Source organism: Mesorhizobium sp. M0664 (assembly GCF_040320565.1).
Classification (GTDB): domain Bacteria; phylum Pseudomonadota; class Alphaproteobacteria; order Rhizobiales; family Rhizobiaceae; genus Mesorhizobium.
Map to the genome: position 1 here is coordinate 71,527 of NZ_JAMYPW010000004.1, position 25,285 is coordinate 96,811.

Consider the following 25,285-nt stretch of genomic DNA (forward strand, 5'->3'; position numbering starts at 1 on the left):
CTATCTGGAAGGATAGACCACGATGACCACGCATGCGAAGCCCGGATTCCGTCCGGCAAATCCCAATTTTTCCTCAGGTCCCTGTGCAAAACGCCCCGGCTGGTCGGTCGAGGCGCTCAAAAATGCCGCGCTCGGGCGCTCGCACCGCGCCAAGATCGGCAAGACCAAGCTCGAACAAGCGATCGAGCTGACCCGGGAAATCCTCCAGGTTCCGGCGGATTACCGCATCGGCATCGTGCCGGCCTCGGATACCGGCGCGGTCGAAATGGCGCTGTGGTCGCTGCTCGGCGAACGCGGCGTCGACATGGTCGCCTGGGAGAGCTTCGGCTCCGGCTGGGTCACCGATGTGGTCAAGCAGCTGAGGCTCGCCGATGTTCGCAGGTTAGAGGCGGACTACGGCGCACTGCCGGACCTGACCAGAATCGACTTCGACCGCGACGTGGTCTTCACCTGGAACGGCACGACGTCGGGTGTGCGCGTGCCGAACGGCGATTTCATCCCGGCCACCCGCAAGGGCCTGACCATCTGCGACGCGACTTCGGCGGCCTTTGCGCAACAGCTCGATTTCAGGAAGCTCGACGTCGTCACCTTCTCCTGGCAGAAGGTGCTGGGCGGTGAGGGCGCGCACGGAATGCTGATCCTCAGCCCGCGCGCCGTCGAACGCCTGGAAAGCTACAAGCCGGCCTGGCCGTTGCCGAAAATCTTCCGCCTCACCTCGGGCGGCAAGCTGATCGAAGGCATCTTCAAGGGCGAGACTATCAACACGCCGTCGATGCTGTGCGTCGAGGACTATCTCGACGCGCTGCGTTGGGCGAAGTCGATCGGCGGCCTCGACGCGCTGGTCACCAGAGCGGATGCCAATGCCGCTGTTCTCGATCGCTTTGTCAGAAAATCTTCCTGGCTCGGCCATCTTGCCGTAGACCCGGCGACGCGTTCGAACACGTCGGTCTGCCTTTCCTTCACCGACCGGCAAGTCGCTGCACTCGACGCCGATGGACAGGCTGCGTTCGCCAAGGCAATTGTCTCGGCGCTCGACAAGGAAGGCGTCGCCTACGACATTGGTGCCTACCGCGATGCACCGCCCGGCCTGCGCATCTGGTGCGGCGCGACAGTCGAGACCTCCGATCTCGAAGCGTTGCTGCCCTGGCTCGACTGGGCCTTTGCGGCGCAAAAGGCGTCGCTCAAAGCGGCGGCCTGACTCCCTCCCCCTCGAGGGGAGGGTGGCCCGAAGGGCCGGGTGGGGTCGCCTCCACCCGTTCAACGATCCGCCATCCAGAAAGAAAAAGATTTGGCCGCATCCGGCCGCAACGACCCCACCCCGGCGCTTCGCGCCGACCCTCCCCTCAAGGGGGAGGGACGCCAATCGCAAAGGACCAAGCCAATGCCCCGCGTTCTCGTCTCAGACAAACTTTCCACCACCGCCGTGCAGATCTTCAGGGATCGCGGCATCGAGGTCGACTATTTGCCGGATCTCGGCAAGGACAAGGAAAAACTGCTCGAAGTGATCGGCCAGTATGATGGGCTGGCCATCCGCTCGGCGACAAAGGTCACGGAGAAGCTGATCAATGCTGCGACCAGGCTGAAGGTCGTGGGCCGCGCCGGCATCGGCGTCGACAATGTCGACATACCGGCGGCGAGCCGCAAGGGCATCATCGTGATGAACACGCCCTTCGGCAATTCGATCACCACCGCCGAGCATGCCGTCGCCATGATCTTCGCGCTGGCCCGCCAGATACCGGAGGCCAACGCCTCGACGCATGCCGGCAAATGGGAAAAGAACCGCTTCATGGGTGTCGAGATCACCGGCAAGACGCTGGGCATCATCGGCTGCGGCAATATCGGTTCGATCGTCGCTACGCGCGGCGTCGGCCTGAAGATGCATGTCATCGCCTTCGATCCATTCCTGTCGGACAGCCGCGCCGAGGAGCTCGGCGTCGAAAAGGTCGAGCTCGACGAGCTGTTCGCCCGCGCCGACTTCATCACGCTGCATACGCCGCTGACGGACAAGACGCGCAACATCATCGACGCCGCGGCGATCGCCAAGATGAAGACCGGCGTGCGTATCATCAACTGCGCCCGTGGCGGGCTGATCGTCGAGGCCGACCTGATCGCGGCGCTGAAGAGCGGCAAGGTGGCCGGCGCCGGCATCGACGTGTTCGAGGTCGAACCGGCGGAGAGCAACGCACTGTTCGGCATGGAGAACGTGGTGGCAACGCCGCATCTGGGGGCCTCGACGATGGAGGCGCAGGAGAATGTCGCGCTGCAGGTCGCCGAGCAGATGTCGGACTATCTGATCAAGGGCGCCGTTTCCAATGCCATCAACATGCCATCGATCACCGCCGAGGAAGCGCCGCGGCTGAAACCTTTCGTCAAGCTCGCTGAAGTGCTCGGCGCCTTTGTTGGCCAGGTCACCGAGGATCCGATCAAGGAGGTCGAGATCCTGTTCGACGGCTCGACCGCGACGATGAACACGCGGGCGCTGATCAGCGCCACTCTTGCCGGGCTGATCCGGCCGCAGGTCGCCGACGTCAACATGGTGTCGGCGCCGATCATGGTGAAGGAGCGCGGCATCATCGTCGCCGAGGTCAAGCGCGACAAGTCGGGCGTGTTCGACGGCTATATCAAGCTGACGGTCAAGACCGAGCACAGGACGCGCTCGATCGCCGGCACGTGTTTTTCGGACGGCAAGCCGCGCTTCATCCAGATCAAGGGCATCAATCTCGACGCCGAGGTTGGCCAGCACATGCTCTACACGACCAATGCCGACGCGCCCGGCATCATCGGTCTGCTCGGCACGGTGTGCGGCGAGAACGGCGTCAACATCGCCAATTTCCAGCTCGGCCGCAACCGGCCGGGCGGTGATGCCATCGCATTGCTCTATCTCGATGCGCCATTCCCGGAAAACGTGTTGGCGCAGGTGCGCTCGCACAAGTCGATCGACTCTGCCAAGCGGCTGCATTTCGATGTTGGGATAGCCTGAAATTCGGTCGCCCCGTGTGCAGCAGCACGCGGGGCGGTGGAACGTCGCGGCAAGCGACTTCATTCAGCAGCGGATGCCGCCATCTTCCGTCCGCTGTATTCGGCGAGGCTGATGCCACCGAGCACCAGCGCGAGAGCCAGCGCCTGATAGAGCTGGAATGTCTCGCCGACAATCAGCACCGATAGCAGCGTGCCGAAGATCGGCACCAGATTGATGAACAGGCCGGCGCGGTTGGCGCCGATCAGCTCATTGCCCCTGATATAGAAGATCTGCGAGATGACCGAAGCACCGATGGCGGTATAGAACGCGACCGCCCAGCCGCGGGCATCGGGGACGATGACTTTGCCGGCGGCAATCTCCCACAGGAAGAAAGGCAGCGATGTGACGAGTGCGGCAACCGACAGCGCCAGCATCAGGCTCTGCCAGCGGATGACCGGCTTCAGCCGCAACCCCACCGAATAGAAGGAGTAGCAAAGCACGGCGACCAGCATGATCGCGTCGCCAAAGTTGAGATCCAGCTTGAGAAGCTGGCGCAGGTCGCCATGGCTCGCCGTCACCGCGACGCCAATGATGGTCAGCACGACGCCAGCGATCTGCACCCGGTTCACCCGCAGGCGAAACAGCACGAAATTGGCGATGATGATCACGATCGGTATCGCCGCCTGCTCGATCGAGACGTTGATCGCCGTGGTGTAGTTGAGCGCCGTGTAGAAGATCGCATTGAAAAAGGCGAAGCCGCAAGCGCCGAGCCCGCCAAGCAGCAACCAATGCCTGCGCACCACCGGCCAGTCTTGGCGTAGCGTTCCCCAGCCGATCGGCAGCAGAATCAGAACCGCCAGCAGCCAACGCAGGAAGACCAGCGTCATCGGCGAGATATGACCGACCGCCAGCTTTCCCGCCACAGAGTTGCCGCCCCACAGCAAGGTGGTGAACAGCAGGAACAGATAGGCGGCTCGATGCATCGTGAACTCCCGGCCAGGCAGAGGGAATTTGACGGTCGGTGTGGGCCTATTGCGACCGCCAGCCCAAGTAAATGATGTCAAAGGCGAAAATTGTTGTGCCTCGGAGCGTTTTGGGCGGCAAAGAGTGGTCGCGCTCGCCGGGTCTTGACGCTATAGAACGACGTGCGTGCAATTGGACGCTACAAAGTACGCGTCGGAAGGCTTTAATCCTCGCGTCGTGCTTTCCGAAAATCGATTCCGATTTTGGGGGCCGATGCGATAGAGGCCTGTCGTTTCGAACTGTTTCAAGCTGCTCGTGCGGCGTCTCAAGGGAAAAGAAATATGGCCAATGTGGTGGTCGTCGGCTCGCAATGGGGCGATGAGGGCAAAGGCAAGATCGTAGACTGGCTGTCGGAGCGCGCCGATGTTGTCGTGCGCTTCCAGGGCGGCCACAATGCCGGCCATACGCTGGTCGTCGACGGCAAGGTCTACAAGCTGTCGCTGCTGCCGTCCGGCGTGGTGCGGCAAGGCAAGCTGTCCATCATCGGCAATGGCGTCGTCTTCGATCCGCACGCTTTCGTCGCGGAGGTTGCGAAATTGAAGGCGCAGGGCGTCGAGGTGACGCCAGACCGCCTGAAAATAGCCGAAAACACCGCGCTTATCCTGTCCTTGCACCGGGAGCTGGATGGATTTCGCGAGGACGCCGCTTCCAATTCCGGAACGAAGATCGGCACGACCCGTCGCGGCATCGGTCCCGCCTATGAAGACAAGGTGGGCCGGCGCGCGGTCAGGGTGATGGATTTGGCGGATTTGGAAACGCTGCCCTTGAAGGTCGACAGGCTGCTGACGCACCACAATGCGCTGCGGCGCGGGCTCGGCCATGCCGAGGTCACGCACGAGGCGATCATGAGCGAGCTGATCTCGGTGGCCGACGAGATCCTGCCCTATATGGACCGCGTCTGGAAAATCCTCGACGACAAGCGCCGCGCCGGCGAGCGCATCCTGTTCGAGGGCGCGCAAGGGACGTTGCTCGACATCGACCACGGCACCTATCCGTTCGTCACCTCGTCCAATACGGTTGCCGGCCAGGCCGCCGCCGGGTCGGGTGTCGGGCCGGGCGCCATCGGTTATGTACTCGGCATCACCAAGGCCTATACGACGCGCGTCGGCGAAGGCCCGTTTCCAACCGAACAGAAGAACGAGATCGGCGAGTTCCTGGGCACGCGCGGCCATGAATTCGGCGTCGTCACCGGCCGCAAGCGCCGCTGCGGCTGGTTCGATGCCGTGCTGGTCCGCCAGGCCGTCGCCGTCAACGGCATCAAGGGCATTGCGCTGACCAAGCTCGATGTGCTCGATGGGCTGGACGAGATCAAGGTCTGTACCGGCTACCGACTCGACGGCGAGGCGATCGATTACCTGCCGGCCAGCCAGGGTGCGCAGGCCCGCGTCGAACCGGTCTACGAGACGCTGGAGGGGTGGAAAGGCACCACTGCCGGCGCGCGCAGCTGGAACGACCTGCCGGCCAAGGCGGTGAAGTACGTCCGCTACATCGAGGAGCTGATCGGCGCGCCGGTCGCACTCCTTTCCACCAGCCCTGAGCGGGACGACACGATACTTGTGACCGATCCGTTTCAAGACTAGTTTCTCAGCCTTTCCGGGCATTGCGGCTGATTTGCGGGGGCCGGCCCAGAAACAAATGCAGGTCGACTGACGTATGGTAGATTTTGTTCCTATTCTGAAAAAGGCGCTCGATAAACTCGGTGAGCCGTCGGCGGAAGTGCGCGCCAGGGTCTATGACAGGGCCCGTTCGTCAATCGCGAAACAACTCGCAGAGAAGGCCACGATGACGCCTTCCGATGTCGACCGGCAGATGCGTGCACTGGAAGACGCCATCGCCAAAGTCGAGCGGGACTATGCCAAGCCTGCGCCGCCACCCGACCCGCTGGCGGAACTGGAGGACATCTTCTCCTCCATCGACCGCAACAAGAACCAGTCCAGCCATATCCGACAGCCGGCAAAGACGGAGCCGGCATGGCAGCCGGCCAAGACCGAGCCGGCAAAGACGGAGCCAGCAAAGACTGGGCCGGCCTGGCAGCCCACGCCCGCTAAGGCGGCGCCGAACTGGCAAAAGCCGCAGCCCGTCGCTCTTTCTCAGGAGCGCGCTGGTCCGCCGCCGTCCGATATGGAACTTCCGACGGCTGACGGCCAAGACGGCGTTTTTCCGGGCGACGACTTTTCCAACGACGGCGGCCCCGCGGAGGACAGGTTCCAGCGGCTCTATCCTGCGGAGCGCAGGCGCAGCTATGGCGGTGTGATCGCCGCCGCCATTGCCTTGCTCGTCATTGCCGGTGGTGGCTATGGCATCTGGCTGAACAAGGATGCGTTCGGCAGCATGCTCGGCCTCGACTCGACCACAGCCGTCGCCACCGAACCGCTGGTAAAACCAGCCCCGGCCAAGCCGGTGGCCGATGCGGCCGTACCGGCCGCCGCGCCTCCGACGGATGCCGGCGAGGGCGCGAAGTTCACGCAGCGCCTGACGCCCGAGGGGCACGAAGTCGATCCCGGCCCCGCGGCCGGGCAGGCGGGCATCGGCGAAGGCGAATCCGTCGCCGCACTGACCACGCCGCCATCGGCCGCACAAGCGCCGACCACCCCGGCACCGGCCGCGCCGGCTCCGGCCGCACCCGCCGACACGCAAGCCACGGCCAATGCTCCAGCAGTCGATGGGTCCGCTGCACCAACTCCCGCAACGCCGCCCGCCAACGGGGCAGCAGCGCCTGCAGCGGCCGCCCCGCCGCCAGCACCGGCAGCGGCACCAACGGCAGTTCCGCCGCAAGCCACGTTGGCCGTCGGCCAGAAGGCGATCTTCTACGAGGAGCGCACCAGCACCGCTCAAGGCTCGGCCGAGCCCGGCAACATCGTCTGGTCGCTGGTGCAGGAATCGCCCGGCGGCGACCTGCCGCCCGAGCCGGCGATCCGCGCCGAGGCGACCATTCCAGGCAAGGATATCCAGTTGCGCATGACGATCCGTCGCAACACCGACCAGACGCTGCCGGCCAGCCATATTATCGAGATGATCTTCCTGACGCCTGACGGCTTCGAGGGCGGCGGCGTCGACAACATCCTGCGTGTCGCCATGAAGGGCTCCGAGCAGGATGCCGGAAGCCCGCTGATCGGCATCCCGGCCAAGATCGCCGACGGTTTCTTCCTGGTTGCGCTCAACGATACCAAGGCGGATGAAGACGCCAATCTGACCTTGCTCAGAGGTCAGGACTGGATCGACGTGCCGGTCGTCTACAAGACCGGGCGGCGGGCGCTGCTCACCATGGAAAAGGGCATTCCAGGCGAGAAGGTGTTCGACGAGGCGCTTAAGGCCTGGCAGACTAAGACGGCGGGGTGAAGACGGTCCGCCACCCCGAAGCTCCCCAGCAGTTCAGAAGCCCTGGAACAGCATATCGAGCGCGGCCACGATCTCGTCGTGATGCCTCGTCAGATTCAGTCGGCTCTCGCCCAGTTCCGTCGCCGCAACCGTGGCGATCAAATGGGTGGCCATGACCAATTTCCGACCATTGATCTCGAAAATCGGATGGAGCTTTCGCATTGGTGATGGCGCCATCGCAGCCGGCAGAAGCGGGACGACCACCCGGGTCTTGAAATGGTCTAGCAGATCGGCCTGGACGTCGAGGAGATAGCCGCCTTCGATGCTACCCGCGAAGACGTCGTAGCGCGCCATCAGAATTGCCGATGTTCTGCCAGCGGAATACCGTGTTTTTCGACATATTCGTTCCAGGCATCTATCGTCGCGCGGTTCTCAAGCTTCCACAGCCGCGTCTTTTCGGCGGCCACGGCCTCGGCGATGCCGGCTTCAGCGGCGCGCGAGACATTCACATCGAGCCCCTTGGCTTCCTTCATGAGCTTTGAGTCGATCGACAGATTTGCCGGCTGGCGAACCGCATTCACAGCTATCTTGCGCATGATCACCTCCGCAGTATGCGCATAATATATGCGCATTCCTCTCTAGTCGCAATGACAAGATGCTTGAACTCGTGAATTACCCCTCCATCTCCTCGCGCAGCATTTCCAGTTCCAGCCATTCCTCCTCGAGCGCTGCCAGTGTGACGCGCTCCTTGTCGAGCGCGGCAATCGTCTTCTGGAACGAGGCCGGATCGCGCTCGTAATAGGCCGGATCGGCGATGTTGTTCTCCAGCCGCGAGATCGAGGCCGACACCGCCTCGATCTTCTTGGGCAGCGATTCCAGCGCGAATTTCTGCTTGAACGACAGTTTCTTGGCCGGGCCCTTCGGTGCGGCCGCTTCGTTCCTGCTTGCCGCCGTCGCGTCGCCCGTCTCGGCCTTTGGTCGCGCCTTGCGGTCGTCCAGTCTGGTGCCGCCGCGCTGCGCCAGCATGTCGGAATAGCCGCCGGCATATTCGATCCAGCGGCCGTCACCATCCGGCGCGATGATGCTGGTCACGGTGCGGTCGAGGAAATCGCGATCGTGGCTGACCAGGATCACCGTGCCGGCAAAGCCGGCGACCAATTCCTGCAGCAGCTCCAGCGTCTCCATGTCGAGGTCGTTGGTCGGCTCGTCGAGCACAAGCAGGTTTGCCGGCCGCGCCAAAACGCGGGCGAGGATCAGCCGCGCCCGCTCGCCGCCCGAAAGCTCGCGCACCGGCGTGCGCGCCTGTTCCGGCTTGAACAGGAAGTCTTTCATGTAAGAGACGACGTGGCGCTGCTCGCCATTGATGACGAGGTTCTCGCCGCGCCCGTCGGTGAGATACTGCGCCAATGTCTCCTGCGGGTCGACGGCTTCGCGCTTCTGGTCGAGCGTGGCGATCTCCAGATTTGTGCCGAGCCGCACCGTGCCCGCGTCCGGCTTCAATTCGCCGGTCAGCATCTTCAACAGCGTCGTCTTGCCGGCGCCGTTCGGCCCGACCAGACCGACGCGATCGCCGCGCTGGATTCGGGTCGAGAATCCCTTGACCACGGTCAGATCGCCAAAGGTCTTCTCGATGTTCTTGGCTTCGATCACCAGCTTGCCGGATTCGGCGGCGTCGCTGGCTGTCATCGTCGCCGCACCCTCGGCGCCGCGATGACCACGAAAGCGCTGGCGCATGGTCTGCAACTCACCGAGCCGGCGCATGTTGCGCTTGCGCCGCGCTGTCACGCCATAGCGCAGCCAGTGCTCCTCGCGCACGATCTGGCGACCGAGCTTGTGCTGCTCGCGCTCTTCCTCCTCCAGCACCGTGTCGCGCCATTCCTCGAAATAGCCAAAGCCCTTGTCGAGACGGCGGGTCTGGCCGCGGTCGAGCCAGATTGTGGCGCGTGACACGCGCTCGAGAAAACGGCGGTCATGCGAGATGACGACCAGTGCCGAGGAGGTGCGGGCAAGCTCCTCCTCCAGCCATTCGATGACCGAAAGGTCAAGATGATTGGTCGGCTCATCGAGGAGGAGAATGTCGGGCTCCGGCGCCATGACGCGGGCGAGGGCGGCGCGCCGCGCCTCGCCGCCGGAAAGGTCGTTCGGCCGTTCCTCGCCGGTCAGGCCGAGATGCTCCATCAGATAGGTGGCGCGGTAGGGATCGTCGGCGGGCCCGAGCCCCGCCTCGACATAGGCGCGGACGGTCGCAAAACCGTCCATGTCGGGCATTTGCGGCAAGTAGCGCACGGTTGCCGAGGGCTGGCGGAAGACTTCGCCATCCTGCGGTTCGATCAGCCCGGCGGCGATCTTGAGGAGCGTCGACTTACCAGAGCCGTTGCGGCCGACCAGGGCGATCTTGTCGCCAGCCGAGGCCGTCAGGGCGGCACCGTCGAGCAACGGCGTGCCGCCAAAGGTCAGCTTTATCCCGTCGAGATTGAGAAGCGGCGGCGCCATATCAGCTTTCTGGGCTCAGCTTTCCGGAAGAGGGTAGGGATGCGCGAGCAGCAGCGCCCGGCCGCTGGCCAGCGCGATTTCCAGCCGGCCCCTGACCTCGTTGGAAATGGTCAGCGACGAGCCGAACGCAACCTCGACATGGTCGAGCGGCCATTTGGCGCCGGTGACTGTCAGGCCGGCGAGATCGGAGAAGCCGAGCACCGAAAACAGCGTGCCGTCGGCATAGTCGAAGCCAGTCTTTCCAGGCAGCAAAGGAATGCCTTCCTGTGCGCCGCTGGTCAAAAGCACTTCCGTTCCGCCTTCCGCCAGCCGGACGCTCAGCGCCAGATGCAGGAAGATGTGGTCGGTACGTTTGCCGCCGAAGGCGCCTGCGAGCACAAGGCTTGTCGCACCGCGTTCGAGCGCGGCGGCGATAGCGAGTTCACCGTCGGTCTTGTCTTTTTCGGCAGGAAATACCTGCCGTGGCACGGCGGCCAGATCCTCCGGCAACTCGGCAGGCACGGAATCGAAATCGCCGACCCAGAGTTCCGGCCTCAGGCCCAGCATGCGGGCATGACCGATGCCGGCGTCGGCGGCGATGACGCGCGAGCCTTCGACCTGGCGGTCGAGCAGCGGTGTGCGGATGAGATCGCCGCCAAGCAGGATGGTGAATGTGCTCATATCTCGTGGCCCTTACCAGCCCTGCCCCGGAAACGGAAGATGAAACGGCAGACGAAACGGAAGGCTGGGCTTTGGATGCCCGGCAAACTTCCGCTTGCGCAGCACTTCGGCCGGGCCTATGTGTCGCAACGCTCTAACGGGGTGCCGGACGCGATTTTCGCGGACCGGCTGAGAGGCAAGACTGCCAACCCGCTGAACCTGATCCGGTTTGTACCGGCGGAGGGATTAGACGTTTCGGACAGCCCGACGCCTCAATTCCTTTCAACGCGAACGAAGGAGGCGCCGATGCGCAGTTTTTTCCACTCTCTTGTCTCAATTGTCCTGCTTGCGGCATCCGCGGTCGCCCTGCCGGGGCAGGCATCGGCACAGGATAGACTGACGGTCTATACCTATGAAAGCTTCACCGCCGATTGGGGTCCGGGACCGGCGGTGAAGAAGGCCTTCGAGGTCGAATGCAGCTGCGTCGTCGAATTCGTCTCGGTCGCCGACGGCGTGGCGCTGCTCAACCGTGTGAAGCTGGAAGGCGCCGCGACCAAGGCCGATATCGTACTTGGCCTCGATACCAACTTAACCGCCGACGCCAAGGCAACCGGCCTGTTTTCGCCGCACGGCGCCGTCTCGGGCGTCAATGTACCGGGCGGCTGGAGCGACGATATTTTCGTGCCGTTCGACTATGGCTATTTCGCCGTCGTCTACGACACCGAAAAACTGAAGAGCCCGCCGAAGAGCCTCAGGGAATTGGTCGAGGGCGATGCCGGAGAGAAGATCGTCATCCAGGATCCGCGCACCTCGACGCCGGGCCTTGGCCTGCTGCTGTGGGTCAAGTCGGTCTATGGCGACAAGGCGCCGGAAGCCTGGGCCAAACTCAAGGCGAAGGTGCTGACGGTAACGCCGGGCTGGAGCGAGGCCTACGGCCTGTTCACCAAGGGCGAGGCGCCGATGGTGCTGTCCTACACGACCTCGCCGGCCTACCACATGGTCGCCGAAAACACCGAGCGCTACCAGGCGGCGTCCTTCGAGGAGGGCGAATATCTGCAGATCGAGGTTGCGGGGATCACCACCAAGGGCGCGAAGAACCCGCTGGCGGAAAAGTTCATTGCCTTCATGACCGGACCGAAATTCCAGGATGTCATTCCCGAAACCAACTGGATGTTCCCGGCCGGCAAAACCGACAAGCCGCTCAACCCGGCGTTCGACAAGCTGGTCAAGCCGACCAAGACCTTGCTGTTCAGCCCGGAAGACGTCGCGGCCAACCGCAAGGCCTGGGTCGATGAGTGGCTTGCGGCGATGAGCAGGTAGGGCTCAAGCCTCGTCGGATGTTTGCGCCAAGCCACCCCCCTCCGGCCTGCCGGCCATCTCCCCCTCAAGGGCACGGCTATCGCAGATGGAACGCCGAGGCTTTCGCTCTACGACGTACCCCCACCCCTAACCCCTCCCCACAAGGGGGAGGGAGACTTCCGTTGGCACTGACCTCGGCAAATTGTCTGCCTTTCGGCGCCAAAAGGGGAAGTAAGGGCATGCGGCAGCGTTCCCTCCCCCTTGTGGGGAGGGTTAGGGTGGGGGTCCAACTTCGTAAGAATCCAAATGCGATAGCCCTGCCCTCAAGGGGGAGATCGGCAGCTTTGTCGCCTCTCCTCGTCCTGCCACTTGTGAGATTGGCGAAGGCGGCTGAGTGCGCAATCTCCCCCCTTGAGGGGGAGATGGCCGGCAGGCCAGAGAGGGGTGGGCTCGGCCTTTGCCAGGTATTTCCTTCGATCTACGCCTGTCGTAGTGTCGGGTAGCGCGACATGCCTACGCGTCATCCGGCCGATCCCCGCGTCACTGCCGGCATCGTCGCGCTCGCCGCCATCGCGCTGCTGATCGGCGGTGCATTCGCCGGGCTCGTCGTCGAAGCCACACGCGACCTGTCCGGCGCCGCCTCCGCTTTCGATTCCTATCTCTTGCGCGTCGTCCGTTTCACGCTCTGGCAGGGTCTGCTGTCGACCCTGCTCTCCGTTGCACCGGCGCTGTTCGTCGCGCGCGCCCTGTCGCGGCATCCGCGTTTTTTCGGGCGAGGCTTCATCCTCCAGCTTTTCGCCGTGCCACTGGCGCTGCCGGCCATTGTTGCCGCACTCGGTGTCTTGGCGCTCTATGGCCGCGCCGGCTATTTTGCCGGCACGCTGGGCGCGCTAGGCGGCCAGAGCTGGCCCGGCATCTATGGCCTGTCGGGCATACTCGTTGCGCATGTCTTCTTCAACCTGCCGCTGGCGACGCGGCTGTTCCTGGAGGCGTTGCAGACCGTGCCGGCTAACCAATGGCGGCTGGCGAGCCAGCTTGGCATGGGTGCTGCGCCGGCCTTCCGGCTGATCGAATGGCCGCCGCTGCGTGCGGCCTTGCCGGGCGTTGCCGGGCTCGTTTTCATGCTGTGCATCACCTCCTTCACCATCGTGCTTACGCTCGGCGGCGGGCCGCGCGCGACGACGCTCGAGGTTGCCATCTACCAGGCGCTGCGTTTCGACTTCGACCCGGCGCGGGCTGTGACGCTGACCCTGCTGCAGATTGCCCTGACCTTCGTCGTCGTGCTGGCACTGACGCGGCTTGGCGCCAATATGACCGGCGACGCCAATCTGCCGGTGGCGCCGCGCCGGTATTTTTCAGCCGGTGCGGCCGAGACCGTGCTGAACGCGCTGGCGATCGGGCTCGCACTGCTGTTTGTCGCCGGGCCGATGGCGGCCACGCTGGCAGCCGGGCTTGGCGCCGATCTCGGCCGCCTGGCCGGCGAGAGCGCGGTGCGGCAAGCGACGGCGACCAGTGCCGTGCTCTCCCTCCTGTCGGCGCTGCTCTCTGTGGCGTTGTCGCTGTCGCTGGTGATGGCGCGCCGGGCGCTGGCGCTCACCCGGCGGAGCGGCAGGAGGACGCTGCTCGAACACCTGGCCGACACCGGTGCGGGGTTCGTCCTGGTGGTGCCGCCCATCGTCATCGGTGCCGGCTGGTTCTTGCTCCTGCGCACCGTCGGCGATGTCTTTGCGATCGCCCCTGTCATCGTCGTTGCGGTCAATGCGGTGATGGCGATGCCGTTCGCCATCCGCGCCATCCGCCCTGCCTATGACGCGGCGAGCGAACGCCACGAACGGCTCTGCGCACAGCTTGGCATCTCGGGCTGGAACCGGTTGCGGCTGGTCGATTGGCCGTCGCTGCGGCGGCCGCTCGCCACCGGCTTCGCGTTCGCCATGGCGCTGTCGCTCGGCGATCTCGGCGTCATTGCGCTGTTCGGCAGCGATTCCGTGCAGACCTTGCCCTATCTGTTGCTGGCGCGCATGGGCAGTTACCGCACCGAGGATGCCGCCGGCCTGGCGCTGCTGCTCGGCCTTGTCTGCCTGGCGCTGGTGTTGGCCGCGGACTGGCTGGGAAGGAGGGAGAAATCATGATGCCGATAAGCCCGGAACGGTCCATTTCGGTGGAAAAAGGCGCGGCCGTGCGGCTCGATAATGTCTCGTTCAGCTATGGTGAAACGCCGCTTATATTCGATGTCGATTTCCCGGTGTCGGAAATCACCGCCATCATGGGGCCGAGCGGTTCGGGAAAGTCGACGCTGCTCAATCTGGTGGCCGGTTTCGAGACGCCGCGGTCGGGCCGCGTGCTGATCGGCGGCGCCGACGTCAGCACTGCGCCGCCATCAGCGCGGCCGGTATCGATGGTGTTCCAGGAAAACAACCTGTTTGCCCATCTGTCGGTCGAGCAGAATGTCGGGCTCGGCCGCTCGCCTTCGCTCAGGCTGAGCGAGGCTGACCGCGCCGCAATCGCCGCAGCGCTGAGGCGCGTCGGTCTTGCCGGCAAGGAAAGCCGGCTGCCGCGCGAACTCTCCGGCGGCGAGCGGCAGCGCGTCGCGCTCGCCCGGGTCCTGGTGCGCGACCGGCCGGTGCTGTTGCTCGACGAGCCGTTCGCTTCGCTCGGACCGGCACTGCGCGATGACATGCTCGATCTGGTAGCCGACGTTCATTCGGAGCAGCGCATGACGGTACTATTCGTCACGCACCAGCCGGACGATGCGCGCCGTATCGGCCAAAACATGGTTTTCCTGGATGGTGGCACGGTTGCCGCGACCGGCACCGCCGCCGATTTTTTCGTCGGGGCTGGACCGGAGGCATTCCGACGCTATATCGGCTCGGGTCCGTTTGCGGCTGGATCACGAGATGTTGCCCGGAAGCGGACATAATTTATGGTCAAACCGGCGGAAGGCGAAGCGGCGCTTGCTTGCCATGATCGAGGTAGTGTGGCTAGGTCCGCCAGGAGCTGGTCCGGCCTAGAGCGTGATTTGCCGTTGCTGTCTCGTATCCGTCGGACGCACGAAGGACGCCATAGCACTTGACTTTGCGCGTGATGCTTTTCGGAAATCGCGCCCGATTTTCGCGGTCACGTGCCAGGACTTGAAAGGAAGCCGATCTGCCGACCGGCATCGACAATCGGAGGGTGAAACCGCTGGCGCGCTTTCTGGCGCTGGCCGGTCTTGCCGTGGCGCTGGCAAGCTGCCAGATGTTCACGCCTCCCGACGTGCAGGAATCGGGCTTCCAGCCCTCCGACAAGCCGATCACGGTCGACAATGTCGCCGCCAACAGCAAGCTCGCCCAACTGGCGAAGGCGCAGCACCCGCGCATCCTCGCCACCTATGGCGGCGAGTATTCCGACCCCAAGCTCGAGCGCATGGTGGCCAAGGTCGTCGGCAGACTGACCGTGGTGTCGGCCAACCCAACCCAGACCTACCGCATCACCATCCTCAACTCGCCCAACGTCAATGCCTTCGCGCTGCCGGGCGGCTATCTCTACATCACCCGCGGCCTGCTTGCGTTGGCCAACGATTCCGCCGAGCTTGCCGCCGTCATCGCGCATGAGATGGGCCACGTTACCGCCAACCACGGCCTGCAGCGCCAGCAGCTGGAAGCCGAAGAGGGGTTGGCGACCAAGGTCGTTTCGGACGTGCTCGGCGACAACCCGACGGCCAAGGCGGCGCTGATCCGCGGCAAGCTGAGGCTGGCCCAGTTCTCGCGCAATCAGGAGCTGGAGGCGGACGCCATCGGCATCAAGTCGATCGGCGAAGCCGGTTTCGATCCCTACGCCGCCGGCCGCTTCCTGCAGTCGATGTCGGCCTATACCGATTTCCGCTCGATCAGCGGCGCCACCGACGCCAGCCTCGACTTCCTGGCGACGCACCCCAACACGCCGCAGCGAATCGATCTCGCGCAGCGCCACGCCCGCCAGTTCGGCGCGCCCGGTGTCGGGTCGCGCGACCGCGATTCATTTCTTGCCGGCGTAGACGGGCTGCTTTACGGCGACACGCCGGAGGAAGGCTACGTGCGCGGCGAAACCTTCCTGCACCCTGGCCTCGGCGTGTCGTTCTCGGTGCCCAACGGTTTCGTCATCGACAATTCGGCGGCGGCGGTGACGGCGACCGGCCCGGGCGACATGGCGATCCGCTTCGACGGCGTTTCGATCGACAAGAACCGCTCGCTGACCGACTACATCCGCAGCGGTTGGGTTGCCGGCCTCGACGACAGCAGCGTGCGCCAGGAGACGATCAACGGCAACGAAGCGGCAACCGCGCATGCCGGCGCCGATGGCTGGCAATTCGACATTGCGGTGATCCGCGCCGGCGGCCAGGTCTACCGCTTGCTGACTGCTGCACCGTCGGCCAGCACCTCGCTGAGCACGGTGGCGCGCTCGGTCAGCGGCTCGTTCCGCATCCTGAGTGCTGCCGAGAAGGCGGCGTTGAAGCCGCTGCGTATCCGCATCGTCACGGTGCAGCCCGGCCAGACAATGGGCTCCCTGGCCGCGCAGATGGTCGGCGTCGACCGCAAGCTGGATTTGTTCAGGGTGCTCAACGCGCTGTCGCCGGGTGCCGCGGTTTCGGCCGGCGACAAGGTCAAGATCGTCACCGACAAATAGCAGGCGACGCGATTCAGGCTGCGAGAAATTCCGGATTCTGCTTTACCAGCGCCGCCTTGAGCTTTTCCATGGCGCGCGCCTCGATCTGCCGGACACGTTCCTTGGAGATGCCGAGCGTCTCGCCGAGCGCTTCGAGCGTCGCGCCCTCGTCGCTCAGCCGGCGTTCCTCGATAATCCTGAGCTCGCGCGCATTGAGAGCGCCGAGTGCCGTCTTCAGCCACACCGAGCGGCGTTCGACGTCGATCGTATCGCCGACGACCTCATCGGGCAGCGGGTCATCCGAAACCAGGAACTCCATCCGCTCGGTTGCGCCCGCATCGTCGGCTAGCGGTGTGTTGAGCGAGCTGTCCGGCGCCGAAAGGCGGGAATCCATCATCGCCACATCGGCCTCCGATACCCCGAGAGCCGCCGACACTTCGCGGTAGAGCGTGGCATTCGACGTCTGCTCGGCGCCGTTTGCCAGGCGGGCGCGCAGACGCCGCAGGTTGAAGAACAGCGCCTTTTGCGCCGAGCTGGTGCCGCCGCGCACGATCGACCAGTTGCGCAGGATATAGTCCTGCATCGAGGCGCGAATCCACCAAGTCGCGTAGGTCGAGAACCGCACCTCGCGCTCGGGCTCGAAACGGGCCGCGGCCTCCAGCAGCCCGACATGGCCTTCCTGGATCAGGTCGCCCAGCGGAAGGCCGTAGTGGCGAAACCGCGACGCCATGGAAATGACCAGCCGCATATGCGCGACGGTGATGCGGTGCAGCGCGTGCTGGTCATTGTTTTCCTTCCAGCGCAGCGCCAGGAGATGCTCTTCGTCACGTTCCAGATAAGGGGCTTTCATCGCCGCGCGAACCATGGTCCGTCCTGCACTGTCTTCCATCATGCCGCGCTCCTGCTCCAGGCGTTGCGGTGCGATCGAATCGTGAGTTGGCGCCGATGGTTGAAATGGCGGCGCCGCGCCCTACAACAGCGAAGAACGTGCCATGCGGGGGAATGTTCCCCCGGACTGTCATGTCGATTGCGCTGTTCCAGGCGATTCGCCGCCGGCCTTGACTCAGCCGGATGGCGCCGGGAGATGCTGGTTGAGAATTGGATTTCAAGGGCGGGAGATTTTTGAAATTCAGTTTCTTATTCTGGCATCGCGCATCTGTCATTTTCCGGCACTCGCAATGACGCCGGATACGGCCAAGGACGGATCACAGAAAAATGAAATGGCTCAAATCGCTCATCATCGCCGGAACGCTGCAGGTTCTGGCCATCGCCGCCGGTCACGCCGGCGCCAATCTCGACCAGATCAAGCAGTCCGGCGTCTTCAAGGTCGGCACAGAAGGAACCTATGCGCCCTTCACCTATCATGATGCTTCCGGCGCGCTGGTCGGCTTCGACGTCGAGATCGCGCGGGCCATCGCCGAGCGCCTCGGCGTCAAAGCCCAGTTCCTCGAAGGCAAATGGGACGGGCTGATCGCCGGTCTCGATGCCAACCGCTACGATGCCGTCATCAACGAGGTCGGCATCACCGAGGCGCGCAAGGCCAAATATGACTTTTCGGATCCCTACATCGCCTCCAAGGCGGTGCTGATCGTGCGCGGCGACAACACCGATATCAAGAGCTTCGCCGATCTCAAGGGCAAGAAGGCGGCGCAATCGCTGACTTCGAACTTCGGCAAGCTGGCTGAAACCAACGGCGCCGAACTCGTCGGCACCGACGGCTTCGACCAGTCGATCCAGTTGCTTCTTACGGGCCGCGCCGACGCCACCATCAACGACAGCCTGTCCTTCCTCGACTTCAAGAAGCACAAGCCCGACGCCAATGTGAAGATTGCCGCCCAGGAAGAAAACGCCGACTATTCCGGCGTCATCGTGCGCAAGGGCGATCCGGAACTGGTGGCCGCCATCAATAAGGCGCTGGCCGACATCAAGGCCGACGGCACCTACAAGAAAATCGCCGACACCTATTTCGGCCAGGACGTTTCGAAGTAAAACGGCTTTCTCGTGTGGGCCGAACGCCGGCCCGCGTCGTTCATATCGCGGCGAGCTGTCTTTTGACGGCCCGCCGCTTTCGCGTGATATGAGCGACGGCAATCTGGCAAGGAGGAGCCTTCGTGCCGCACTGGCTGCAATTGATGCTGGAATCCCTGCCTACGCTGCTATGGGCTGCACTGATCTTCACCGTGCCGCTGACGCTGCTGTCGTTTGCATTCGGTCTTGTCCTAGGCTTGGTTGTGGCGCTTGTCCGGCTGTTCGGTCCCAAACCGCTGGTCGCCGTGGTCCGCTTCTACGTCTGGATATTCCGCGGCACGCCGCTTCTCGTGCAACTGTTCCTTATCTTCTACGGCCTGCCATCGGTCGGCATCCTGCTCGACGCCTTTCCGGCAGCACTGATCGGCTTCACCTTGAACATCGGTGCTTATTCGTCGGAAATCATCCGCGCCGTCATCGGTTCGGTGCCGAAGGGTCAGTGGGAAGCGGCCTATTCGATCGGCATGACCTGGGCCCAGGCAATGCGGCGCACCATTCTTCCACAGGCGGGGCGCGTCGCCGTGCCGCCGCTGTCCAACACCTTCATCTCGCTGGTCAAGGACACTTCGCTCGCCGCCGCCATCACCGTGCCGGAGATGTTCCAGGCAGCGCAGCGCATCGTCGCCACCACCTATGAGCCGCTGATCCTCTATGTCGAGGCAGCGGCCCTCTATCTGATCATGAGCTCCGTGCTGTCGGCCTTGCAGGCGCGGCTGGAAACGCGGCTCAACCGTTATGGCGGCTTCCTGGAGGCGCGCGCATGATCGGCCTCACCAACATCGAAAAGCGTTTCGGCGACAATTTGGTGCTGAAGGGCGTCACCGTCACGATCGAGGAAGGCAGCGTTACGGCGCTTGTCGGGCCGTCGGGCGGAGGGAAGAGCACGCTTTTGCGCTGCATCAACCTGCTCGAGCTGCCGACTTCAGGCACGGTACGGATCGGCGACGATGCACTCGAATTCCATCCCGGCGGCAGGGTCTCGACCAGGGATATCCAGCGGCTGCGGCTGCAGACCGGCATGGTGTTCCAGAATTTCCAGCTGTTTCCGCATCGTACTGCGATCGAGAACATCATGGAGGGGCTGGTGACGGTGCTGAAATGGCCCAAGGAGAGGGCGCGCGAACGGGCGCTGGCCCTGCTCGAAAAAGTCGGCATGGCGCACAAGGCCGATGCCTGGCCGGCGACCCTGTCGGGCGGCCAGCAGCAGCGCGTGGCGATTGCCCGGGCGCTGGCGCCTTCGCCGAAGGTCCTGCTCTGCGATGAGCCGACCTCGGCACTCGATCCGGAACTGGCGCAGGAGGTGGTTGACGTGCTCGGCAAGCTCGCCAGCGAGGGCACGACCATGGTGATGGCGACGCATGACCTGCGGCTCGCCTCCAAGATCGCGCGGGAAGTGGTGTTCCTCGATGCCGGCAACATCGTCGAACAAGGCCCGGCCGCGGTGCTGTTCAGCAACCCGGAACGCCAGCGGACCAAGCGGTTCATCGCCACGCTGAAGCACGAGGCGGAAAGGGAGGGCGGCGAAGGTTAGATATGCGCGTCGCCGGTCAGCTAAGACAAAAAACCCGGCGCGAGGCCGGGTTTTCCATGTTTCCTGGGCGAAAAGGCTCAGGCAGCTTCTTCCTGCTCGGCTTCCTCGTTGTCGGCCTTGGCGCCGCGCTTCGGGCCCTTGTTGAGGTTCACCTCGATGAGGCGGACCGCTTCGGTCTCCGACATGCGGTTGACGGCCGCGATCTCGCGGGCCATGCGGTCGAGGGCCGCCTCGTAGAGCTGGCGCTCGGAATAGGACTGCTCCGGCTGGTTATCGGCGCGGTAAAGGTCGCGCACCACTTCCGAGATCGAGATCAGATCGCCGGAGTTGATCTTGGCATCATATTCCTGGGCACGGCGTGACCACATGGTGCGCTTGACGCGGGCGCGGCCCTGCACGACCTTCAGCGCGCGCTCGACATAATCCTCTTCCGACAGCTTGCGCATGCCGATCGAGGTCGCCTTGGCGACCGGCACCTTGAGGCGCATCTTGTCCTTCTGGAAGTCGATGACGAACAGCTCCAGCTTGTGGCCCGCGACTTCCTGCTCGTCGATCGAGACGATCTGGCCGACACCATGCGCCGGATAAACGATGTACTCGCCGGTCTTGAAACCGTGGCGCGCTGCGGTGGACTTCTTCTGCGGGGTGATCGTTGCCATTACGCCCTGAACTCCTTGTTGTGGTACCGGCATCGTGCCGGCCCGAACTCGTGCGACCGGGGTGACCGGTCCTCAGCCACACAACGATGAACTCACCGGAAAGGCCAGGACCGGCAAATCGCAACATTGCGACCGCCTGCCCCAGATCGCTCTGGTCCGGATTGAGAAATTCACCTTTCAGTGATTTGGGGCGTTTGCGCCATAAATCGACGTTGTGTCACCGGCATGTTTGGTTGATATAACACAAAAAGTCGGAAGAATCAAGGTTTTGCTGCACGCGCGAAGGCCACGCGCCGTCGCCGCCTGTCAAGGCGGTTAATGTATCACGGCTGTTACGCGGCGTCAGGCCGCCGCAGCCGGCAGGCTCGTCAGTCGCCTTCGCCGGGCTCGGGGGAGAAATATTTCTCGAACTTGCCAGTTTCGCCATCGAAATTCTTAGCGTCGGCCGGCGGCTCCTTCTTGGCGGTGATGTTGGGCCATTTGTCGGCATATTCGGTGTTGATCTGCAGCCATTTGTCGAGGCCCGACTCGGTGTCGGGCTTGATCGCGTCGGCCGGGCATTCCGGTTCGCAGACACCGCAATCGATGCACTCGTCCGGGTGGATGACGAGCATGTTCTCACCTTCGTAGAAGCAGTCGACCGGACAGACCTCGATGCAGTCCATGTATTTGCATTTTATGCAATTGTCGGTCACGACGTAGGTCATTGGTCGGCTCCGGGACGTCCCATTTTGTTGGGCTTTTTTGGTGAGGTAACGCCTTTGTCCGCCGGTGGCAAGGGCGGCCCCTGCCAGCGGTGCCGCGGTTTCCGGAATGGAATTCCGGAAGGCCGGCAAAGCGGGCGTTCGACCTTGCTCAATCGTCGCCGAGCAGGTGGTCGGTCTGGCGGCGTTCCTTCTTCGTCGGGCGACCGCTGCCGGCCTCGCGCAACGGCGGCACCGCATCCGGAAGCGCCTCGCCCTTGGGCGCGGGGGGCGGCGACATGTCCTCGTAGAGCAGGGGGGCCTCTTCGGCCGGGCCACGCCGTACGCCGGTGCCAAGGACTTTCCAGACGAAGATCCGCCGCTCCAGCGTGATGGTCAAAACGTCGCCCGGCCGGACCGTATCGGAGGCCTGCGCTGCTTTGTCGCGATTGATGCGGACGCGTCCGGCGACGACCAGCTTGGCTGCCAGCGTGCGCGATTTTACCGCGCGCGAGAAGAACAGCCACTTGTCGATGCGCTGGCGGGCATCAGTGACCATTGGACGAGCAGCTTACTTCTTCAGCTGGTCGCGCAACGCGGCGAGCTTGGCGAAGGGCGAGTCCGGATCGAAGCGGACCGGGCGTTCCTCACGCGGCTTTGGCTGGAACGCCGGCTTTGCGCCTTGGGCGCCGCCTTTGCCGTCCTGCCGGCCAGCCTTCCAGTCGGGCCGGTTTTCGCGCCGGTCCGGGCGTTCACCTTGCGGCTTGCCGGCGCGCTGATCTGCCGCGTCGCCTTGCGGCCTGGGCTTGAACTTGCTGCGATCGAAGCGTGGCTTGCCGGCGCCGTCGCGCTGGTCGTGGCGCCCCTGACGGGCGGGCCGGTCGCCCGGCGTCGCTTGCCCGCCGGCATCTGTCGGCGCATCGCTGCGGCTGTCCGGCGCAGCTTGACCACTGCGCGCGCGATTGTCCCGATGATTGTCCCGGGGGCGGTTGTCATGCTGGCGATGACGCGGGCGCTGGTCGAAACGACCCTGCCGCCACAACAGGATGGGTTTTGGCTCCTCGGCTTCTGGAGCAGCTTCGCCGGCGATGGCTCCTGCCGTCGCTGCAGGTTCGGCCGGCGATGCTTCCGTAGTGTCGGAAACCGGCGGCTCTGCCGGTGCCGCAGCCTCAGTTTCCGCCCCAAGTTCCGCCCTTGGCTCGGCCGCTGGTTCCGCAGGCGCTTCAGCAGTCGCCTCCGCGGCGGGCCGGGTCTCTTGCGTGACTTCTGCCGCAGCTTCAGGGGCTGGAGCTTCCGCGACAGGCTCTGCCGTCGCTTCGGTCACAGCTTCGGCCGCCGCCTCCGCAACAGGAGCCGCATCCGACACAGGTTCCGAAGCCTCCGCCGGCGGCTCTGCCGCGGCAGATGCTTCCGCCATCCTCGCCTGCTCGACGCGCGCAGTCTCTTCCGCCGCCTGCTTTGCAGCGGCAGCTTCACGCGCGGCATTGTCCTGTGCTTCGATCCGCGCCTTGACCTCGGCCGCCGGTTTGGCATCGGCGCGATAGCCGAGTCCCTTCAGGATTTCTTCCATGTCGTCGGCGGTGGCGCCGAGAATCGACATCATCGGCGGCGTCACCATGAAGGACTGGCCGTCATAGGCGCCGTCGGGGCGAGGGCCGAGGCCCGGCTTCCAGTTGGTCGCCGGCCGGATCAGGTCGGCCAGCCGTTCGAGAATATCGACGCGTACAGCACGCCGGCCAAGATTGCGGTAGCCGGCAAGCTTGTAGAAGGTCTTGTCGAAGGTCGGATCGATGACCACCGAGGTGCGGCCGGAGGCCAGTGCGTGAACGACATCGCCGAAGCCGGGCTTGTCCTTGCCGTCGTTTCTCAGCGCCCACAGCAGCGTTATCAGCCCGGCCGGCGCCGGTTTGATCAGCGCCGGCACGAAGACATGGTAGGCGCCGAAGCGCACTCCGAGACGGCGAAGCGCCGCGCGGCCTTCCTGGTCGAGCGACTTCATCTCGTCGGCGATGTCGCGACGGTTGATGAGGCCGAAATGCTCGACAAGCTGGAAAGCGATGCCGCGGCCGATGCCGGTGATCTGCTCGGCATTCTTGAGATCGACCAGCGGCTTCAGCAGGGATTCGATCTGGAAGTTGACGAAGCGCTCGGCGCGCGCCGCAACCTTGTCGCGGGCCGGGCCGGTGAGTTGCTCGTCGGCCAGCAGAACCAGACGCGGCTTCAAAGCGTCTTCGCCGGCGACCAGCGTGCCGATCGGCGCGCCGATCCAGCGCAGCGTGCCATCCGAACCCAGCGCGATGTCGCCATTGGCCGAGGCGCCGAAGCGCTCGGCCCGCGCCTCGAACTCGGCGGCAAGCGCCTTCTGCGCCGCCGCCCGCACCGCCTTGGCGTCTTCGCCGCCGGCGCTCTGGTCGGCGGTGAAGCGGAAACCTTGCAACTCGCCGACGTGATGGCCTTCGACGAGGACGGTTCCGGTTGGGCTGATTTCGGCTTCAGGCATCGTGTTTTCTCTAAGGCGCCGCATGAGGACGGAAGTCCTGCGGTCTACAAAACGTTTCGTCAACCGCTCATGCAGCGCATCCGACAATCTGTCTTCGATTTCGCGCGTCTTTTCCTGCCAGTGTGCCCGATCGGCCAGCCAGCCGGGCCGGTTGGAAACGAAGGTCCATGTGCGGATCTGGGCAATCCTGTGCGACAGCGTGTCGATGTCGCCTTCGGTTGTGTCGGCACGGCGCACCTGCTCGGCCATGTAGTTCTCGTCGACATGGCCATGCCTGGCAAGGTCCATGTAAATGGAGGCAATCAAGTCGGCGTGCTGGGCCGGCGCGATCTTCCTGTAGTCGGGCAGCGCGCAGGCTTCCCACAGCAGCGCCACGCGCCTGGCATCGGTGGTGAGTGCCCGGACGTCCTCGTCGCGCGACAGATGCTCGAGCGCCTGCGCGTCCACGGCCGGCAGCGCGCGCGTCAGGCCTTCGACCGGAGCGTTGGTCTCAATCGAGCGCTTCAGCGCATCAAGGTTGGCGAAATCGAAATGCGCGGTGCGCCACTGCAGTACTTTCACCGGGTCGAAATCATGCGCCTCGATTTTGTTGACCAGTTCATCATCCAGCGGATCGACCTGGCCGGTGACGCCGAAGGTGCCGTCGCGCAGATGCCGGCCGGCGCGGCCGGCAATCTGGCCGAGCTCGGCCGCCGTCAGGTTGCGGTACTGGTAGCCGTCGAATTTGCGGTTCTGGGCGAAGGCGACGTGGTCGAGGTCGAGGTTGAGGCCCATGCCGATGGCGTCGGTGGCGACGAGGTAGTCGACGTCGCCCGACTGGAACAGCGCCACCTGGGCGTTGCGGGTGCGCGGGCTGAGTGCGCCGAGCACGACGGCGGCACCGCCCTGCTGGCGGCGGATCAGCTCGGCGATGGCATAGACCTCGTCGGCCGAGAAGGCGACGATCGCCGTGCGCCGCGGCAGGCGGGTCAGCTTCTTCGAACCGACATAGGCAAGATGCGAGAGGCGTGGTCGCGTCACCACCGACACGCCCCGCAGCAGGCGCTGCAGAATGCCGTGCATGGTGGCCGCGCCCAGCAGCAGAGTCTCCTGGCGGCCGCGCAGATGCAGGATGCGATCGGTGAAGATGTGGCCGCGTTCGAGATCGCCGGCGAGCTGGACCTCGTCGATGGCAACGAAGGCGGCGTCGGTCTCGCGCGGCATCGCTTCCACGGTGCAGACCGAGTATTTCGCGCCCGCCGGCTGGATCTTTTCCTCGCCGGTGATGAGCGCCACCTTATGGGCGCCGACCTTCTCGCAGACGCGCGTATAGACCTCGCGGGCAAGCAGCCTGAGCGGCAGGCCGATGACGCCGCTTTCATGCGCCACCATGCGTTCGATGGCGAGGTGGGTCTTGCCGGTGTTGGTCGGGCCGAGCACGGCCGTCACGTCTCGACCCGACAGGATCAGCGGTTCAGTGTGTTTCGGATGGATGTTCATCGGCCTGGAAATAAGGCTCTCTGCCTCGCATTGTCGGGAGCGCGCCCATATTGG

Annotated in this window: 21 protein-coding genes and 1 riboswitch; of the genes, 11 read left to right on the forward strand and 10 right to left on the reverse strand. The window is 64.4% G+C overall.

The features are described 5' to 3' along the window. Positions 1 to 22 precede the first annotated feature (22 nt). Both NKI39_RS08060 and serA read left to right on the forward strand, forming a co-directional pair. Entirely contained in the window at positions 23 to 1,198 is a 1,176-nt protein-coding gene (locus NKI39_RS08060) for a phosphoserine transaminase (protein ID WP_352814910.1), read from the forward strand. Between the two features lie 183 nt (positions 1,199 to 1,381). Then, on the forward strand, positions 1,382 to 2,980 hold the full coding sequence (gene serA / locus NKI39_RS08065; RefSeq protein WP_352814911.1) for a phosphoglycerate dehydrogenase: 1,599 nt from the start codon (positions 1,382 to 1,384) through the stop codon (positions 2,978 to 2,980). Positions 2,981 to 3,039: 59 nt separating this feature from the next. Here the strand turns inward: serA and NKI39_RS08070 are convergent, their stop codons facing one another. After that, positions 3,040 to 3,942 (reverse strand): DMT family transporter, encoded by a 903-nt coding sequence (locus NKI39_RS08070; protein ID WP_352454884.1) that lies wholly within the window; start codon positions 3,940 to 3,942, stop codon positions 3,040 to 3,042. 321 nt (positions 3,943 to 4,263) lie between these two features. Here NKI39_RS08070 and NKI39_RS08075 point away from each other — a divergent pair, with 321 nt between their 5' ends. Further along, on the forward strand, positions 4,264 to 5,562 hold the full coding sequence (locus NKI39_RS08075; protein ID WP_352831340.1) for an adenylosuccinate synthase: 1,299 nt from the start codon (positions 4,264 to 4,266) through the stop codon (positions 5,560 to 5,562). Between the two features lie 73 nt (positions 5,563 to 5,635). After that, a complete protein-coding gene (locus tag NKI39_RS08080) occupies positions 5,636 to 7,321 on the forward strand; it encodes a hypothetical protein (RefSeq protein WP_352831342.1) in 1,686 nt (561 codons plus the stop codon). Positions 7,322 to 7,354: 33 nt separating this feature from the next. On the opposite strand, the gene NKI39_RS08085 is transcribed toward NKI39_RS08080, so the two are convergent. The 4 genes from NKI39_RS08085 to NKI39_RS08100 form a co-directional block, all read right to left on the reverse strand. Then, complete coding sequence (locus NKI39_RS08085) at positions 7,355 to 7,654, reverse strand: CcdB family protein (RefSeq protein WP_352450813.1); 300 nt, start codon at positions 7,652 to 7,654, stop codon at positions 7,355 to 7,357. Then, complete coding sequence (locus NKI39_RS08090) at positions 7,654 to 7,896, reverse strand: type II toxin-antitoxin system CcdA family antitoxin (RefSeq protein ID WP_254816484.1); 243 nt, start codon at positions 7,894 to 7,896, stop codon at positions 7,654 to 7,656. The genes NKI39_RS08085 and NKI39_RS08090 overlap by 1 nt, the downstream gene beginning before the upstream one ends. A gap of 76 nt (positions 7,897 to 7,972) precedes the next feature. Then, positions 7,973 to 9,793: an ABC-F family ATP-binding cassette domain-containing protein gene (locus NKI39_RS08095; protein ID WP_352831344.1), complete on the reverse strand. Its 1,821-nt coding sequence runs from the start codon at positions 9,791 to 9,793 to the stop codon at positions 7,973 to 7,975. Between the two features lie 15 nt (positions 9,794 to 9,808). After that, positions 9,809 to 10,453: a thiamine diphosphokinase gene (locus NKI39_RS08100; RefSeq protein WP_352831346.1), complete on the reverse strand. Its 645-nt coding sequence runs from the start codon at positions 10,451 to 10,453 to the stop codon at positions 9,809 to 9,811. A 127-nt stretch (positions 10,454 to 10,580) separates the two neighbouring features. Continuing rightward, a riboswitch (TPP riboswitch) is annotated at positions 10,581 to 10,695 on the forward strand. 43 nt (positions 10,696 to 10,738) lie between these two features. Here NKI39_RS08100 and thiB point away from each other — a divergent pair. The 4 genes from thiB (at position 10,739) to NKI39_RS08120 (ending at position 16,372) form a co-directional block, all read left to right on the forward strand. Beyond that, a complete protein-coding gene (gene thiB / locus NKI39_RS08105; protein ID WP_352817678.1) occupies positions 10,739 to 11,752 on the forward strand; it encodes a thiamine ABC transporter substrate binding subunit in 1,014 nt (337 codons plus the stop codon). Positions 11,753 to 12,240: 488 nt separating this feature from the next. Continuing rightward, positions 12,241 to 13,860 (forward strand): thiamine/thiamine pyrophosphate ABC transporter permease, encoded by a 1,620-nt coding sequence (thiP, locus tag NKI39_RS08110; protein ID WP_352831348.1) that lies wholly within the window; start codon positions 12,241 to 12,243, stop codon positions 13,858 to 13,860. Next, positions 13,857 to 14,648, forward strand: coding sequence for a thiamine ABC transporter ATP-binding protein (gene thiQ, locus NKI39_RS08115; RefSeq protein WP_352831350.1), 792 nt, complete (start codon positions 13,857 to 13,859; stop codon positions 14,646 to 14,648). Before thiP ends, thiQ begins: the two co-directional genes overlap by 4 nt. A gap of 254 nt (positions 14,649 to 14,902) precedes the next feature. After that, entirely contained in the window at positions 14,903 to 16,372 is a 1,470-nt protein-coding gene (locus NKI39_RS08120; protein ID WP_352831352.1) for a M48 family metalloprotease, read from the forward strand. A 13-nt stretch (positions 16,373 to 16,385) separates the two neighbouring features. Here NKI39_RS08120 and NKI39_RS08125 read toward each other — a convergent pair whose 3' ends face one another. After that, complete coding sequence (locus NKI39_RS08125) at positions 16,386 to 17,243, reverse strand: RNA polymerase factor sigma-32 (RefSeq protein ID WP_254816490.1); 858 nt, start codon at positions 17,241 to 17,243, stop codon at positions 16,386 to 16,388. 323 nt (positions 17,244 to 17,566) lie between these two features. On the opposite strand from NKI39_RS08125, the gene NKI39_RS08130 reads away from it, so the two are divergent. From NKI39_RS08130 to NKI39_RS08140, 3 genes are all read left to right on the forward strand, one after another. After that, positions 17,567 to 18,340, forward strand: a complete 774-nt coding sequence (locus NKI39_RS08130) for an amino acid ABC transporter substrate-binding protein (RefSeq protein ID WP_352454874.1) — start codon at positions 17,567 to 17,569, stop codon at positions 18,338 to 18,340. Between the two features lie 122 nt (positions 18,341 to 18,462). Beyond that, positions 18,463 to 19,143, forward strand: a complete 681-nt coding sequence (locus NKI39_RS08135; protein ID WP_352471183.1) for an ABC transporter permease subunit — start codon at positions 18,463 to 18,465, stop codon at positions 19,141 to 19,143. Continuing rightward, on the forward strand, positions 19,140 to 19,910 hold the full coding sequence (locus tag NKI39_RS08140; protein ID WP_352452513.1) for an amino acid ABC transporter ATP-binding protein: 771 nt from the start codon (positions 19,140 to 19,142) through the stop codon (positions 19,908 to 19,910). The genes NKI39_RS08135 and NKI39_RS08140 overlap by 4 nt, the downstream gene beginning before the upstream one ends. Positions 19,911 to 19,987: 77 nt before the next feature. Here NKI39_RS08140 and NKI39_RS08145 read toward each other — a convergent pair whose 3' ends face one another. From NKI39_RS08145 to NKI39_RS08160, 4 genes are all read right to left on the reverse strand, one after another. Beyond that, the gene (locus tag NKI39_RS08145) at positions 19,988 to 20,569 is read right to left on the reverse strand and encodes a CarD family transcriptional regulator (RefSeq protein ID WP_006327799.1); all 582 of its coding nucleotides are present in this window, start codon (positions 20,567 to 20,569) and stop codon (positions 19,988 to 19,990) included. 368 nt (positions 20,570 to 20,937) lie between these two features. Then, positions 20,938 to 21,276, reverse strand: coding sequence for a ferredoxin FdxA (gene fdxA, locus NKI39_RS08150; RefSeq protein ID WP_352452512.1), 339 nt, complete (start codon positions 21,274 to 21,276; stop codon positions 20,938 to 20,940). A 148-nt stretch (positions 21,277 to 21,424) separates the two neighbouring features. Then, on the reverse strand, positions 21,425 to 21,811 hold the full coding sequence (locus tag NKI39_RS08155) for an RNA-binding S4 domain-containing protein (RefSeq protein WP_352831353.1): 387 nt from the start codon (positions 21,809 to 21,811) through the stop codon (positions 21,425 to 21,427). A 12-nt stretch (positions 21,812 to 21,823) separates the two neighbouring features. Continuing rightward, complete coding sequence (locus NKI39_RS08160) at positions 21,824 to 25,231, reverse strand: helicase-related protein (protein WP_352831355.1); 3,408 nt, start codon at positions 25,229 to 25,231, stop codon at positions 21,824 to 21,826. Between the last annotated feature and the right edge of the window lie 54 nt (positions 25,232 to 25,285).

Excerpts from the sequence above, each read along its gene's own strand:
- thiQ (WP_352831350.1), top strand. The coding sequence starts at position 13,857 with ATGATGCCGATAAGCCCGGAACGGTCCATTTCGGTGGAAAAAGGCGCG.
- NKI39_RS08080 (WP_352831342.1), top strand. The coding sequence starts at position 5,636 with ATGGTAGATTTTGTTCCTATTCTGAAAAAGGCGCTCGATAAACTCGGT.
- NKI39_RS08140 (WP_352452513.1), top strand. The coding sequence starts at position 19,140 with ATGATCGGCCTCACCAACATCGAAAAGCGTTTCGGCGACAATTTGGTG.
- NKI39_RS08145 (WP_006327799.1), bottom strand. The coding sequence starts at position 20,569 with ATGGCAACGATCACCCCGCAGAAGAAGTCCACCGCAGCGCGCCACGGT.
- NKI39_RS08125 (WP_254816490.1), bottom strand. The coding sequence starts at position 17,243 with ATGATGGAAGACAGTGCAGGACGGACCATGGTTCGCGCGGCGATGAAA.
- NKI39_RS08095 (WP_352831344.1), bottom strand. The coding sequence starts at position 9,793 with ATGGCGCCGCCGCTTCTCAATCTCGACGGGATAAAGCTGACCTTTGGC.
- thiP (WP_352831348.1), top strand. The coding sequence starts at position 12,241 with ATGCCTACGCGTCATCCGGCCGATCCCCGCGTCACTGCCGGCATCGTC.
- NKI39_RS08160 (WP_352831355.1), bottom strand. The coding sequence starts at position 25,231 with ATGAACATCCATCCGAAACACACTGAACCGCTGATCCTGTCGGGTCGA.
- fdxA (WP_352452512.1), bottom strand. The coding sequence starts at position 21,276 with ATGACCTACGTCGTGACCGACAATTGCATAAAATGCAAATACATGGAC.
- thiB (WP_352817678.1), top strand. The coding sequence starts at position 10,739 with ATGCGCAGTTTTTTCCACTCTCTTGTCTCAATTGTCCTGCTTGCGGCA.
- NKI39_RS08085 (WP_352450813.1), bottom strand. The coding sequence starts at position 7,654 with ATGGCGCGCTACGACGTCTTCGCGGGTAGCATCGAAGGCGGCTATCTC.
- serA (WP_352814911.1), top strand. The coding sequence starts at position 1,382 with ATGCCCCGCGTTCTCGTCTCAGACAAACTTTCCACCACCGCCGTGCAG.
- NKI39_RS08100 (WP_352831346.1), bottom strand. The coding sequence starts at position 10,453 with ATGAGCACATTCACCATCCTGCTTGGCGGCGATCTCATCCGCACACCG.
- NKI39_RS08155 (WP_352831353.1), bottom strand. The coding sequence starts at position 21,811 with ATGGTCACTGATGCCCGCCAGCGCATCGACAAGTGGCTGTTCTTCTCG.
- NKI39_RS08070 (WP_352454884.1), bottom strand. The coding sequence starts at position 3,942 with ATGCATCGAGCCGCCTATCTGTTCCTGCTGTTCACCACCTTGCTGTGG.
- NKI39_RS08060 (WP_352814910.1), top strand. The coding sequence starts at position 23 with ATGACCACGCATGCGAAGCCCGGATTCCGTCCGGCAAATCCCAATTTT.
- NKI39_RS08075 (WP_352831340.1), top strand. The coding sequence starts at position 4,264 with ATGGCCAATGTGGTGGTCGTCGGCTCGCAATGGGGCGATGAGGGCAAA.
- NKI39_RS08130 (WP_352454874.1), top strand. The coding sequence starts at position 17,567 with ATGAAATGGCTCAAATCGCTCATCATCGCCGGAACGCTGCAGGTTCTG.
- NKI39_RS08090 (WP_254816484.1), bottom strand. The coding sequence starts at position 7,896 with ATGCGCAAGATAGCTGTGAATGCGGTTCGCCAGCCGGCAAATCTGTCG.